Source organism: Candidatus Dependentiae bacterium, assembly GCA_018266175.1.
Taxonomy (GTDB): domain Bacteria; phylum Babelota; class Babeliae; order Babelales; family RVW-14; genus JAFEAY01.
Window position 1 is genome coordinate 86,202 of record JAFEAY010000028.1, and the last position, 13,649, is coordinate 99,850.

11 protein-coding genes and 2 tRNA genes are annotated in these 13,649 nt (G+C 38.6%); 2 read left to right on the forward strand and 11 right to left on the reverse strand.

Annotated elements, in window-relative coordinates:
* Positions 1-4: 4 nt before the first annotated feature.
* The gene (locus JST56_07585; protein MBS1988818.1) at positions 5-1,087 is read right to left on the reverse strand and encodes a hypothetical protein; all 1,083 of its coding nucleotides are present in this window, start codon (positions 1,085-1,087) and stop codon (positions 5-7) included.
* A gap of 89 nt (positions 1,088-1,176) precedes the next feature.
* On the opposite strand from JST56_07585, the gene JST56_07590 reads away from it, so the two are divergent.
* Positions 1,177-3,966 carry an insulinase family protein gene (locus JST56_07590; protein ID MBS1988819.1) on the forward strand — a complete coding sequence of 930 codons (2,790 nt, stop codon included), beginning with the start codon at positions 1,177-1,179 and terminating at the stop codon, positions 3,964-3,966.
* On the opposite strand, the gene JST56_07595 is transcribed toward JST56_07590, so the two are convergent.
* From JST56_07595 to JST56_07635, 9 genes are all read right to left on the reverse strand, one after another.
* Entirely contained in the window at positions 3,960-5,432 is a 1,473-nt protein-coding gene (locus JST56_07595) for a saccharopine dehydrogenase NADP-binding domain-containing protein (protein ID MBS1988820.1), read from the reverse strand. The two genes, JST56_07590 and JST56_07595, sit on opposite strands and share 7 nt — an antisense overlap.
* 218 nt (positions 5,433-5,650) lie before the next feature.
* Complete coding sequence (locus JST56_07600) at positions 5,651-6,391, reverse strand: hypothetical protein (GenBank protein ID MBS1988821.1); 741 nt, start codon at positions 6,389-6,391, stop codon at positions 5,651-5,653.
* 173 nt (positions 6,392-6,564) lie between these two features.
* Positions 6,565-6,795, reverse strand: coding sequence for a membrane protein insertion efficiency factor YidD (yidD, locus tag JST56_07605; protein MBS1988822.1), 231 nt, complete (start codon positions 6,793-6,795; stop codon positions 6,565-6,567).
* Between the two features lie 5 nt (positions 6,796-6,800).
* The gene (rnpA, locus tag JST56_07610) at positions 6,801-7,217 is read right to left on the reverse strand and encodes a ribonuclease P protein component (GenBank protein ID MBS1988823.1); all 417 of its coding nucleotides are present in this window, start codon (positions 7,215-7,217) and stop codon (positions 6,801-6,803) included.
* 24 nt (positions 7,218-7,241) lie between these two features.
* A complete protein-coding gene (gene rpmH, locus JST56_07615; protein MBS1988824.1) occupies positions 7,242-7,376 on the reverse strand; it encodes a 50S ribosomal protein L34 in 135 nt (44 codons plus the stop codon).
* A gap of 171 nt (positions 7,377-7,547) precedes the next feature.
* A complete protein-coding gene (locus JST56_07620; protein MBS1988825.1) occupies positions 7,548-8,936 on the reverse strand; it encodes a hypothetical protein in 1,389 nt (462 codons plus the stop codon).
* A 137-nt stretch (positions 8,937-9,073) separates the two neighbouring features.
* Positions 9,074-9,160 (reverse strand) — tRNA-Leu (locus JST56_07625).
* Between the two features lie 111 nt (positions 9,161-9,271).
* Positions 9,272-9,347: transfer RNA gene (locus tag JST56_07630), tRNA-Lys, on the reverse strand.
* A gap of 77 nt (positions 9,348-9,424) precedes the next feature.
* Positions 9,425-10,594, reverse strand: coding sequence for a hypothetical protein (locus JST56_07635; GenBank protein ID MBS1988826.1), 1,170 nt, complete (start codon positions 10,592-10,594; stop codon positions 9,425-9,427).
* 191 nt (positions 10,595-10,785) lie between these two features.
* Between JST56_07635 and ruvB the strand changes: the two genes are divergently transcribed.
* Entirely contained in the window at positions 10,786-11,823 is a 1,038-nt protein-coding gene (gene ruvB, locus JST56_07640; protein MBS1988827.1) for a Holliday junction branch migration DNA helicase RuvB, read from the forward strand.
* Positions 11,824-11,987: 164 nt separating this feature from the next.
* Here the strand turns inward: ruvB and JST56_07645 are convergent, their stop codons facing one another.
* The gene (locus JST56_07645) at positions 11,988-13,640 is read right to left on the reverse strand and encodes a hypothetical protein (protein MBS1988828.1); all 1,653 of its coding nucleotides are present in this window, start codon (positions 13,638-13,640) and stop codon (positions 11,988-11,990) included.
* Positions 13,641-13,649: the final 9 nt, after the last annotated feature.

Below are 13,649 nucleotides of genomic sequence, written 5' to 3' on the forward strand. Positions count from 1 at the left end.
GCCTTCAGGCTCCCTGTGTAATACGTACAACTCTGTTAAGTACTTCTTGTGATGATAGTGTATACATACAGTTTTGTTCTGGAACAGTATTTGCATTTTTACCATGAGTTTTTTGGTAATGATGCGGACATTCAACTTGAATGCAATTTTTAACATTCGCTTCTGTTAAAAATGGTCCATGGCGTCTTTTGCTTGTTGGGCCAAAAATGCCGAGTGAATTAACTCCAAGAAAATCAGCGATATGGAGCAGTCCTGTATCTGGAGCAATAACCAGCGTTGCATGAGTGAAAAGATATGCCGTTGTGAGTAGGTCCATTCTTGGAACAATAATGACAGGAAGGTTATGCTTTTTAATAAAGGGGAGCAGTTTTTCGGCAGCTTCACCGGTAAATGATGTTCCCAAAAGTGTGATAATCGGATCACCCGGCTTATTAAAATTGCTACACAGAAGCTTGAGAAGTTCTTGCCAACGCTCAGTTGGCCAGAGCTTTGATGCCCATGTTGTGTTGGGGCAGAGTGCAATAATTTTTTGAGCGTGATGTTGAGCTAGCCACTTTGCGACCAGCTCTTTGCTATGATCTGAAAAAAAAAGGTCAAAGTCTTGGCGCAAAACATGAAGTGCGGGGCAGCTTGGCTGTTGTGTGAGATCATGCACCACATGAGCAGCAAGTGCTAAGTTTTTTTGAATAATATTGGTGTATTGAGAATTGACATGATGATGAGTAAAGAACCGGGTCCATGGATCGCGTGCATGTTCTTTTGCAAATCCGTATTTTTTTCCCTTGAGTTGAGCAATAAGAACTGACGTTTTTAAAATTCCTTGAAAGTCTATTATGGCATCCCACTTGGTTGTTTTAACTTCACGCATAATTTGGGCTGTTGTCTTCCATTGTGCTGGATAAAGATACTTGTCAGGAAGAACCCATACGCGATCAAGAGCAGGATGATGTGCAAGGAGAGCTGCAGCTTTTTTTTGAACAATCCAGCTGATTTGAGCATGAGGAATTTGTTTTTTGAGTAAGAAAAGTGCAGGAAGTGTATGAATAACATCTCCAATTGCAGAGACTCGTATGATTAAGATCTTCATATTCTTGTTCTTTTGATGATATGTGCATAGACTAAAAAATGTAAAACCTACATGATCATAGCAAAACTCTATGGAGAAAGGGAGTGTGCATGAACTTGTTTTTGCCTATTCATCGCAAATCAATTACTCGACTTTTTGTAATTTGTGTAACTGTTGTAACCCTCATTGGCCTACTGTGTTATTTTGGTTATCGCTATAAAAATATGGGGAATGTTTATAGAACAACCAGGGTTGCTATTCCTGAAGGTAAAATAAAAAAAGTGGTATTGAAAAATGGGATGAAAGTTGTAGCCTTTGAAAACCCATCTTCTGCTAAAGTACTCGTTCAAATAGCCTACAATATTGGAGCTGCGGTTGAAGAGTCTGGGGAGCGTGGGTTGGCGCATCTTCTTGAGCATCTTATTTTTAAGGGAACAGATAAACTTTCCGAAACTGACATTGGAGCTATTGCCAGGAGGTATGGAGCAAAATTTAATGCGTTTACCGGGCAAGATGCTACCAGTTATTACTTTGAAGTAAATAAAAACAACTGGAAACCATTTGTTGATTTACTTGCGCATTGTATGCAAAATGCTCGTTTCCATCACGATTATTTGGCTTCAGAGGTTAAAACAATTATTCAAGAATTGCGTATGCATCGAGATAACTATTCGCGCCTTATGTCTCAAAAAGCTGCCGAGCTTATTTTCCCTCCTAATCATCCGTATCATGATCCTGTCATTGGATACAAAGAAGATCTAATTTCGATAACCGCTGCGCAAGTTGAAGCCTTTTATAAAAAATATTATCGTCCAGATCGAGCAACGCTTTTTATTGTTGGTGACGTTGATATTAATGAAGCATTGTCGTGCGCTACTGAAAAATTTGAATCAATTCCAATTGCACCAGAGTCGGTTGTTAAAGAACTTTCTAATGGAATGCCCGAGTTGATAACTCATACAACGCGCATTTTTCAGGATGTTAAGAAAGAACGGCTTGGTTTTTATTGGGCAGTTCCAGGAATCATGGATGAAACCGAATTGGTTGCATCAGCATTTGAATCCTTATTAGGAAAAGGCAGAAAAAGTAGATTGTATCAAATGTTGGTTGAGGAAAAAAAAGTAGCAACATCGGTGTTTACAAAAAACTTTAAACTCATGAACGGTGGTATATTTTTTGTATTTGTTGATCCTGTGCTGGGAAAGTCTGAAAAATGTCGTTCGATTGTACAAAAAGTTTTAAGCTCAATTATTGAAACCGGTTTTTCAGATGAAGAAATTATACGTATGATCAATGGCAAAACGCGTTCTTTCTTGGAAAAGATGTCAAATAATAAAGACTTCACGTATCGCTGGATTAAATCATTTTTTAGTACTGATGATGAGCTTGAAATTTTTAAACGGCAAAATCGTTATGAGTTGGTCACCTCAGAGCAACTTCAGAATTTTGGAGCGCGTTATCTTGATCCCTTTCTTATGAATCAGATTGAAATAGTTCCTGTTCCAGAGAATAAGCGAGAGTTTATAGAAGCTTCACGTAAAATTTGGGACAAGGTTGAGCGTAAAATTTTAAAAGCACATAAACGAACATCCCCACTAGAAAAACCTCGAGTGGCGGATACGATGAAAAATCCTGAGCCTTTTGATTTTAGTTTTCCCAAGCCAGATCGAGTATTTGAGCTTGAAAATGGTTTAAAGATTATGCTCAAATCTAACAAGAATTGGCCAATTGTTGCGATGTGTTGCAAGCTTAAAGAAGCTGAATATTTTGCTCGAGCACGAGAAGGTCGCGCTCTTGGTGTTATGATGAGTATGTTGATGGAGGGAAGTTCGGGATATTCAAAGAAGGATTTGGTTGATTTCTTTGAACAGCGTGGTGTTAAATACCGATTTAGTTCATCAGGTGCTTGCTGTACGGCGCTTGCACATGATGCGGTTGATGTTCTTGAGCGACTTGCTCATATTGTCATGCAGCCAATACTTCCTAAGGATAGTATTGATCGTATTAAAGCACGCAAGGTCAGTCATTACTACCATGCTCAAGATGTTCCTCGTTCGCTTGCTCGGCGAGAGCTTCTTAATCTTATTTATAAAGACACTCCGTTTAGTTGGACCTTTGATCAAGCAATTCAAGATCTTGAACATCTGACGCGTGCAGATTTGATTAAGTTGCATCAAAAATATATATGCCCAGCACATTTGATGGTATCAATCGTTGGAGACTTTGATGTTGATGAAATGGAAAAAGAGGCACGACGTATTTTTGGTTTGTGGGAAGAAGTCGGGGCGTATGTTCCTCTTAAGCTACCAGCGGCAAATTTTGTGCCTGGTGAGCAGATTGATATTCCAATGTTGCGCAATCAAGTTGCTCTTATGCTCGGTAAACCATCACCTCTTACACTCTATGATGATGCGCTCATTTCAATAAAAATGATTAATTCAGCGTTATTTAAATCTTTTGGTTCTCGCATGTACAAGCTGAGAGAACAAACGGGATTATTTTATTCTTCACGAGGCAGATTTGCAGCTCGGTGTTCAAAATTTCCAGGTTATGATTATGTTGTAACTTTAGTTAAAGGTGAGCAGTTAAAGCTTGCTGAAGAAAAAATTTGTGAAGTAATTACGAATATGGGTGAACATGGAATGACCGAAGCCGAACTGATTTCAGCCCGTCAGAATCAGCTCAAAAAACTTATCGATGTGACGGCAAGTTGTAAGCGAACTGCAAAAGCATTTATTTATCAAGAATCGCTTAAATTAGGATTTAATTACTTTGATAAGCTTTTAGAGCGTGTTCAAACCATAACACTTGATGAGGTCAATAAAGTTGCAGCTCAATATGTCAACGCACAAGATATGGCTCGTGTGCGTGTTGGGCGGTTTGAAGGTTTGAATCAGTAAATATTACTTTGAACTAGAAATGTTGAAAATTGCCACATATCTTTTGGAGATGGTGCTGATTTTCCAAATGTAAAAAATTGATTTTCACTGCTCAGCGGTGTCCAATTACTTTGTTGTGAAATAAATTTTCCTAGATATGGCTTTGCGATTGCAAGGATAGTTTCATGGTCGAAATCGTCAGGCAAGCAAAAGCCAAGATTTGGATTATCAAGCATATATTTGATTGCAGCAACAGCGCTAATGGCAACTTGTACCGACGTGCTATTTTGTCCAGGAACAAGTTTGCGGGCTTGAGCAATATCAAGGATGCTTCCAATCCACCACGCACCAAAGTCGTGTCCCATTAAAAGGCATCCAAGTTCATCAACTCCATCAATGATGTCATCATTCATGATGCGTTGTTTCGGCTGCGCAACAAAGTTACGCATACGGAGTTCAAGTAGCGAAGCGATTGTTGCATCACTTGGGCAGTAAGCGTAATGGACTGTTGGCCGGTAAACAACTTTTTTATGTTCCCAGACGGTCAGATAATCAGAAATACTGAATGCTTCACCGTGACGAATAGCCATGCCGATGATTGGTCCAGAGGGAACCCACGAGCGAACGAGTGTGTTAATCCCCATAGAAGCAAGACAGATTTGATTTTTGGGGCCATTTTCATGAAGTCGTGAACCGTGGGGGATTGTCTTTTCATGTGTGCCCCATCCCAGTTCTGAAGGGGCCATTCCTTCTTCAATAAGGCCTTCAACACTCCATGTATTTACAAATTCATTAACGCGCTTGGGCTGCGAGGTTATTTGGGTATCTCGTTCTGAGATATGAATGGTTTTAACGCCGACAAGCTGAGCAAGCATTGCAAAGTTTTTATTCTGCAATGCTTGCTCAAGAGCTTTTCGTCGTTGGTCGGTTGGTTTTTGAAATAAAATTTTTTGAGCAATTTCTATAAGTGCTTGTTTAGTGAAGTGTGAAACAAGCCCTGGATTAGCGCCATGGTCAACCATAGCTGTTGCACCTTTTTTGTTCCAGGTAGCAACAAGTTTACGTATAGCCATTTGACGTGCGTACAGCGTAAGCTCGGTTGGATTCTTCTGTTCAACGTTGCGATATGGTTCCCACTGTTCAACTGACGTGTTGATAAAAAGCACATCATGATTGTAGCACCAATCCAGTAAAGTGCAGGTATCAATGTTCCATGCAAGATCAACCAGTATGTCGCCGGCATTAAGATAGCGACTTAAAATGGCATGATAGTTTTCTTGGTTAAGACGATCTTGAACGTAAGTAACGCCTTGCTCAAGCGTCTGGGCAACTCGTGCACGTTGATCAACAAAATCTATGATAGTGATATTGCTTGCTGGAATATCGATCAAATCAATCATTAAAGGAAGAGCGCATTGCGCAATGCCTCCACAACCGAGTATAAGCATCTTTTTTTGTCTGCTTGCCACTGTGGAACTCCTTTGCATTCATGTAATCCAGATGTTTATCTATTAGGTAGAAAATATATTCTGACATAAAAAAATAAAAAAAGCATAGAATTTGTTTCGATTTGACGATCGAGGGTAATTTGGTGGTATTTTTGAATGCAAATAAAATCTGTTTTTTCAAATAGAGCGTAATAAAAGAGGGCGAACCTTATGAGTACGCCCTTGTTTTTAAAATAGCAAAAAGAAAGAACTTTTTATTATACGAACATTTTGATAATAGCTTCTGGAGTTGTAGAAAAAGTTTCTGCCAACCAGGTAACAACTTCTGGGCAGTAAGGAAGATTTTGGCAAATTGCAGGAAGGCAACCGCGGAGGTCTTCTAGGCTGCATGGGCATTGCTTCCAAAAATCATGAATATTGCACAGTTGCTCTTTCGTACAATATTCTAAAATTCCATCTTTACAAAGCTCGGTGCACGCTGTCATATTATGCCATATTGTACAAAGCTCTTCTTTTGTACAATATTCTAAAATTCCATATTTACAAAGCTCTGTGCATACCGCTTCATAAATATTTTTATAAGGTATCATAACTGGAAATGCAGCTATTATACGAAGAAGAGCATAACGTTTCTTGTTTGGTAATTGACGTTCTGCTTGATTGCCTTCATTTTCATTGGCATTATCTATTAGATTCTGATTTTGATCTTCTTGAATAATAATATTGTCATTCTTCTGTATCAAGTTATTCTTCTGTATCAAGTTATTGTTCTCTATAACGTGTTCTTCAAATATCATTTCAGGCAAATTCTGTGCTTGATTTTGAGCTTGAGCAGATTTTTTTACCTGAGCTTTTTCTTGTGCTTTTTTTACTCGAGCACATCGTGTTTTCTTTTGAACTTCTTTTATTGCTCTTTTTCGATCTTGATTACCAAAAAGTTGTATATTAGCGGACAGAGAAAGTAACAATAATATTGAAATAAAACGGATCGTTTTCATGGTATAACCTCCATAGATATTAAATATAACCATAACAACAGTATTTACTATTTGAAATAATTAGTCAAACGGGGTATCCGAGGATTGGTTAATAGTGTAATTTTAAGTATTTATTGGGCATCAGAGAGATGCCTTTTTGTTAAATGAGGTTCAATAAAAAGTGGTTCTAATGACTAGGACTTTATGGAGTGCTTCCACCACCATGCCCGAATAAGTCCTCCTAGTGGGTTGCAGCTGAGCAAGCGAAGTGAGGTGAGCGCAAAGGCTAACGGCCATGACTTGGTTTGGAATGCTTTTCCAGCGTATTGGCTGCAGGTAACAGGGTAGATGCAGACATCGTACGAGCCCAGGAGCGGGCGAGCTGCGCCATACAAAAATTGAATGATTCTATAAAATCTATTCATAGAGATTAATCTTTTAGCGGGATATTTGTATTTAAAAATTCTTTGATCTGATCAAATGAAAGCGCCTTTGCTTGAGCATAGACAATCAAAACCGATTCAATTGGGTGAAGGTAGAGCTTGCTCTCATAAAAAATAGCTTTTACTTGTCTTCGAAATCGATTGCGTGCACAGGCGTTACCAAATTTTTTTGGGATAACAACCAAGAGCTTACCGTGCTGAACATGTGGATCTTCGAAGGAAGCGTTCTGGTCTGTTAGGATCGGAGCATTCGGAATGGTTTGATCTGGAATTGAGTTTAGAATAGAAAGAGGGGCTTGTAATAATTTAAGCCCCAAACTTTTTTTCTTGAGCTTTGCTTTGCTATAAAGATGAGCTACTTCTGATCGCGAAAAATTGAATAATGCAGAAATGCGTACCATCATAAGCAAATACAAATAAACGTCGGCTTAGACAGCCAGGCGTGTACGGCCTTTTGCTCGTCGACGGTTAATAATTTTGCGACCGTCACTGGTCTTCATACGTTTTCTAAAGCCGTGCTTTTTCTTACGTTTACGATTACTTGGCTGATAGGTTACTGACATAGCAAGCTCCTTTAGGGAATTTAATACAAGAACTCATTTCAAGTTTGAATAAGTCTAGCCTATAAAACTCGAGTCGGCAAGCTAGAATGCACCCTGTAAACACTATTTTTTACTCTATAAATGAATAACCCGCCAATATGTTTCAATCTGAATATATTGGCGGGTTTGTTTTTAGCGTGTAAGCATAAGAATGATATGGTTTAATGTTTTTTCACGCATAATCGTTTGCTCTAAAATTCCAGTACTTACGGGTCTATTTGCTTCATCGATCTGTTCCAAAAGTGGTTTGAAGTAGATAAACTCTCGTAATCGCTTGTTATTAAAAAGATGAAGATATTGTTGCATATCTTTCATGTCGCATCGAACATTTTCTTGAGTTGCAATTTGATCGATGATGATCTCTTCTTTCAGCTGTTTTTCAGCCAAAAGTTCAACTTGTTGAAGGAAATCTTTTTGAGATTTATATACTTGATAGTCGGTTTGTCGCATAAGAACTAAAAGAATATCTTCTTGTCGCCTGAGTACCAAATGTTTAGGAACTTCAAAACGGTGCTTTGCTAAGAAGAGATGGAAAATTTCTTCAATGATTGTTTTACGTTGTGAAATATCATTTCGATACGAAAAAACTTCCATGAGTTTGTTATGGATGTCCAATTTATTTTTGAGTTTGAACATTCCTCTGAAGTGTTCAAGTGACAGATGTGTTCCCTTAGTAATTGCCTTAATGGTAATGCGGAAATTGAATTGCTTAGGGTTGTAGTTGTCAACATTTGCATCATCAAGATCGAAAGTATTCGTGATAAATGATTCACCGACTCCTTTTCCAAGAAAAAGGAATGAGAATTGATTGGGAATATCTTTTGTTTTAATTTTAACCCAAAAATCTGAAAGCTCTTCAAAAATGGGGTTATTAAGTCTATCAAGAGCTAACGCATTGAAGAGTACCCAATCGCTATCTTCAATATTGTTATTTTTTTGCTTTTTGGTTGCAGCAGTTTCATTTTCTAAGAAATGAATAACTTGTTTATCGAGGTCTTTATATTTTTTTCGCTTAGGAGATTTAAAGGAAAAGTGTTTCCATTCTTTTAATTCAATTGGGTCGGCAATTGAAAGATCAAAGTGATACGATAAAGCTCCTGCGGAATCTTCTTCAATAGAGGTTAAACGTGGGTAGTTGGCATAAGGAATTTTATGCTCAAGGGCTTTATGTAATAAAAAATCAATAACTGCATGACGAAAGAGAAAATTTTTTACTTTTTTAGAAATCTCCATCTTGTAGTGTTCTTGAATATACTCTGAAGGAATAAGGCTGGTAGAAAATCCTTCAAGTGAGCCTTGTGTAAATAAATCAATTGTTTGAGCATATGTTTTTTTTGCTACATGACTTCCAACTTGAATGATAATTTTTATCAAGTGGGATGATGTTGGAACATGAGAAAAAGATAGGTAGTGATGTACTAAACTTGCTTGTTTGCTTGTGTCATTACTCTTGGGTGTACTTTGGTTTTCTTCAGATAAAATCGCCTCTGGCATAAGAGCGTTTGAAAAAGTATCAACCATGGCATCTCCTTTTTTTGTCCGAGCCTTCATTCGTACTGTCTCGGGGGAACATCGATGATAGGTATGAAAAGTTCAGTATAAAAAAATGATCATACATGACGTCAAGTTTTGTTATGTATAGAGAGCTTGAGATGCTATGGTGCAAGAGGGGGGACTCGAACCCCCATCCTCTTTCGAGGGCTGGCTCCTAAGGCCAGTGCGTCTACCAGTTTCGCCACTCTTGCGTGAAATGAACTATTCGATGTGCATAGAGGAGATATCGTTTGGAGTATGAAAAAACAAGTAAAGCTCAGCCTATAAAAAATTGGCCTGCCAACCGTAGCCTGGGCAGAGGTTGGTGGGTCGCCAGGGACTCGAACCCTGAACCTGCAGATTAAGAGTCTGTTGCTCTACCAATTGAGCTAGCAACCCATTCAAATATTGTTCAATGATAGCTTAAAGTATGCCAATGCATCTGTCTAGTACCTAATCTCAGAAAAATATTTTTTTTAATTATCATCTAAGTCAAACAAAATAACGGTGACGGTTTGATTGCCGACATCTTGTATGGAGAAAGCTTTCTCAACGAGTTTTTGGGCTATGTACTGAGTAACTTGACAAGATGGCTCATCTGTCTGAAATTTCTCGTATGCTTCAATTAAAAATTGATTTACTAAGTTGCCAACTGCTTCAGGTTCCATGACAAGCCAAAGATTTTTTGATGCTAGAACAGCAGCAGAGGCAAATTTGGGTAGATGAATTTTGCATATGAAAGGATCTGGAATAAGATAGGGTGCAAATCGATGGTCGCAAACTCCGCGGCTTGGCTTTATTAATTCACCGCTTCCATCGGCGTGAGATTTTGATAAATAGACCGACTGAAGCATAACCTCTTTAATGCTACCATCTCCAGTGAGCCGCCTCACGATATCGTCTTTCATTCGAGGGCTTGATGTAATTGAATCGTCTTCAATGCGAGGATATTGAATAATACGCGATACACCTCGAGGACTTGCGGCTAATTCTTGGGGGATATATGAAGTTTGTTTTTCATAAGAATTTGAAATAGTTGTATGAGCCTTAATCGAGCGACTTCTTGAGCGATGAGACAACTGCCTTTGAGAGCTTGAAGGATAATGATCATCGCGAGGACTTGTTGAGATAATACTGCATGCATCATCCATGAGTCCTTTTAAACGATCAAGCTCTTGGTCAACTGTGTGAATTTGACTTAATAGATTTGGCAGAAGTTTTTCGCCATCAAAGTTATAAAATACGGCTTGAACATCACCAGCATTTGCTCCATAGAGTACCTCATCTTTAACTAAAATAACCCCTACCGTTGCGCCATCATCTTGTCCTTCGTACTTTATATGGGTTTTTATAAACCCATTAAAAAGTGCAATTTCAGGACTGTGCATGAAATTCTCATCATTAACAATATTGATGTAAAGATTCTGAGCAATGAAGTTAGCCGCATTTGGTTTAATATGACCGTCATAGACACCGGCATAAAAAATATCATCGTTATTATGTGTGTCATGAGCATCAAGCATTTCTGGACGTAAGGCTCCCGGTGTACTGTAGGTTCCACAAAAAATACCAAGTGGAAATATATGGTGAGTGTTTGTTATCATTAAGATGCAAGCGATTGAAGTAACTTTTTTCAAGAAGTTCATAGGGAAACCTTTCAAATCTGGGTGCTGCAAGATAAATAATTAGTGCATTTTATATGATGCTTACAATAAAAAAGCAAGTAAAAAAAAGTAAGTAAATAGAGAGCTATTTTTTAAATCTATTTGCATCTGATGTGATTGTGGTAGAATGAGGTGATTAAGGTCCTCTGTAACCATATTTTCAGATGAGTACTATGAAATTAGAAGCCCCCATTGAACTTTTAAGCTTGCAAGAGACGCCAGAAGATCGGTTGAATATTTTTGAACCGAGTTCATTTGATGATTATCTTGGGCAAACGCTCATCAAAGAAAAATTAAAAGTTTTTGTTGCAGCTGCAAAAATGCGCAGCGAACCATTGGATCATCTTTTGTTGTTTGGTCCTCCTGGACTCGGAAAGACAACGCTTGCAAAAGTTATGGGTAAAGAACTTGGAGCTCCGGTCAAGATAACCAGTGCGCCGGTACTTGAGCGGATGGGTGACTTGGTTGCTATTCTTTCGGGACTTGCAATCAATGAAATTTTATTCATTGATGAAATTCATCGACTTCCAAAAAACGTTGAAGAGGTTCTTTATACCGCAATGGAAAACTTTTGTGTTGACGTGATCATTGGACAAGGTGCTGGTGCAAAATCGATTCGTTTGCCACTTAATCCCTTTACATTGATTGGTGCAACAACCAAAACATCGCTGATTTCAGGGCCACTACAGACGCGTTTTGGCATAGTTGAACGACTCAATTTTTATGAATCGGATGAGCTTGCTGCAATCGTTAAACAAAATGCCCAGTTCTTGGGGCTACCTATTTTGCCTGAGGCAACACAAACTATTGGTCGACGAGCACGCGGCACTCCTCGTATTGTCAAACGTATTTTACGTCGAGTTCGCGATTATGCACAAGTCCATAAGCACAATGTTGTTGATATTGATGTTGTTGATCAAGCACTCAAATTTTTGGGGATTGATGAAGATGGACTCAATCAGCTTGACCGTATGGTGTTGATCCATTTGATCAAAGACTTTGATGGTGGACCAGTAGGCATTGAAACGCTTGCAGCCATGACTGGTGAAGACAAAGAAACACTTGAAGATGTCTGTGAACCCTATTTGTTACGCCAAGGGTTATTACAAAAAACATCACGAGGGCGCGTGATTCCTCCAAAAAAAATTCCCTTACTGCGCCGAAAACTATTCGGGCAGCAAGGGATTGGTCAGAATGATCTATTTGATTAATTCGTGGCTATTATTCTGTAACGACGTTTAATTATTTTTTTTGAGATATCCGTTTGAGATGTTTCTCTTGTAATTTCATCAGGGTGAAGCCCGCTTCCTTGACGAACTACAAGTTGTACAATTTGTTCTGGTTTGATCTTAAAAAGAGTCCGAGCTCTTTCTATTTATTTTTCAGATTTATCTATTTGAGCAGCAGCTTGTTGTTGCTTTATAAGCTTTCGTTTATTATTCAGAGCAATTCGTATCGCTTTTAAGATTGTTAACTTTGCTTGAGTCACTGTTTTATGCATGTAATCGAATACTGTATTAAATTCTTCATGTTCATAAATCATTTTTGTTGTTGCAAAAGTTGGAAAAAGAGGAATGTAGACAATTACTGGTACTTCAGGGTCGGCGGCATCATAGAGCAAGCTTACTTCAGGAGCCGCACCCTCTGGAATACTTGGAAATTTGTATCCTTTGCGCTGTGCATATTCCGCAGCTTTTTTTAATGGGCCATAGTTTTTACCAGCGTTACAGACAAAATAAAGATTAACATTACGTCTGAGTAATGGAGGAAATGGTAAATTAAATGCAAATGCGCCATCCATAAGCGTCAATTTTTTTGAAGAAGCAAAAGGAGAATTTTTGAGCCCATAGGTGAAGTTGGGTACTGTTGCGGGTGAAAGGCGTGCAGTATCAATAATTTTTCGTTGCTTAGCTGATTGAGTAAGTTCTTTAATATCTTTAACAACGGTGCTATTGATAAGCTGAGCAATATCAGATTTAAGACCTTTTTTTTCAGTTATATTTTTTATCTCTGTTTCAATTATGGGAAGTGCATTTACAAACACATCACGAATGTTTGCTGCGTATGCTGAACCAAAAAGGCCGAGCATAAAGCCGAGCGTTTGTTCAGGTGATGCATCAGTTGTTGTTCCGTTATCAAATTTTTTGCCAAACGCTTCGGTTGGAATCCAGCTTTTTAAAAAATCAGATCCAATTTCAAACGGAGAGTACTCCATCCATTCATAAGGGGTAACACCCGCAATTGATGAAGTAAAAAGAGGGAAAGGGTATTTGCCGCTTCGTGCAGCATCTTGTAAAGATGAGAGATGCACCTTTTGGTTGTCTTGTGGAAGATCATTAAAGAAACCATCGGCTAAAAATCCCCCCCAAAAATCGCACGCAGATACTGCTTGTCCGCGAGCAAATTTTTGTACAATTGCTTTTGCAATAGCCTTATGATCCATGGTAAGCAATGTTGTTTCAACTTCGTGTCTGTGAAAAACCTCTTTCATTTCAGAAAGCGGCCTGTTGTGTGCAAGTATCGAAGCGAGTGACCATGTTGATCCAGAAAGCGTTGCTACATGCGAGCATGCGGGTAACACATTCAGCTCTTCAAGGGCGGTGAGATATGCTAAGAAAGTAATCATGGCTCGATCGCCACCACCACTAGCAGCAATTGCAATACGAGGAATATCTTGATCTTTCAGAGGGCGGCCAACAAGAGATTCGATGGTTTTTTTAATAGTTGGTTGTCGCTTGGCAAGAATAGCTTCTTCTGCTGAACCCAATGCAGTTCCTTGTCGAACTGAAATTGGTTCGATGCTCTTTGGTGTGATCGATAAGGCCTTACGAAGGGCCTTTTGCGCAAGTTTTATTGGTGAGAGCTCTTTTATTGAAAAAGATGCTTGGTTATCTGCTTGAGTGTTTATTTCTCCTGAAAGTTCTCTGGCAGCTTGAGCCAAATACTTTTGCTCTGTTCGGGCATCTGTTTTATTCATTAAAAAGCATACTATCAAAAGTCCATACAGTGAGGAGTATCTTTTATTCATAATTTTCCT

What these genes read in the sequence shown, in the direction of transcription:
- JST56_07585 (MBS1988818.1), bottom strand. Translation starts at nt 1,087, where the DNA reads ATGAAGATCTTAATCATACGAGTCTCTGCAATTGGAGATGTTATTCAT.
- JST56_07590 (MBS1988819.1), top strand. Translation starts at nt 1,177, where the DNA reads ATGAACTTGTTTTTGCCTATTCATCGCAAATCAATTACTCGACTTTTT.
- JST56_07595 (MBS1988820.1), bottom strand. Translation starts at nt 5,432, where the DNA reads ATGCAAAGGAGTTCCACAGTGGCAAGCAGACAAAAAAAGATGCTTATA.
- JST56_07600 (MBS1988821.1), bottom strand. Translation starts at nt 6,391, where the DNA reads ATGAAAACGATCCGTTTTATTTCAATATTATTGTTACTTTCTCTGTCC.
- yidD (MBS1988822.1), bottom strand. Translation starts at nt 6,795, where the DNA reads ATGAATAGATTTTATAGAATCATTCAATTTTTGTATGGCGCAGCTCGC.
- rnpA (MBS1988823.1), bottom strand. Translation starts at nt 7,217, where the DNA reads ATGATGGTACGCATTTCTGCATTATTCAATTTTTCGCGATCAGAAGTA.
- rpmH (MBS1988824.1), bottom strand. Translation starts at nt 7,376, where the DNA reads ATGTCAGTAACCTATCAGCCAAGTAATCGTAAACGTAAGAAAAAGCAC.
- JST56_07620 (MBS1988825.1), bottom strand. Translation starts at nt 8,936, where the DNA reads ATGGTTGATACTTTTTCAAACGCTCTTATGCCAGAGGCGATTTTATCT.
- JST56_07635 (MBS1988826.1), bottom strand. Translation starts at nt 10,594, where the DNA reads ATGAACTTCTTGAAAAAAGTTACTTCAATCGCTTGCATCTTAATGATA.
- ruvB (MBS1988827.1), top strand. Translation starts at nt 10,786, where the DNA reads ATGAAATTAGAAGCCCCCATTGAACTTTTAAGCTTGCAAGAGACGCCA.
- JST56_07645 (MBS1988828.1), bottom strand. Translation starts at nt 13,640, where the DNA reads ATGAATAAAAGATACTCCTCACTGTATGGACTTTTGATAGTATGCTTT.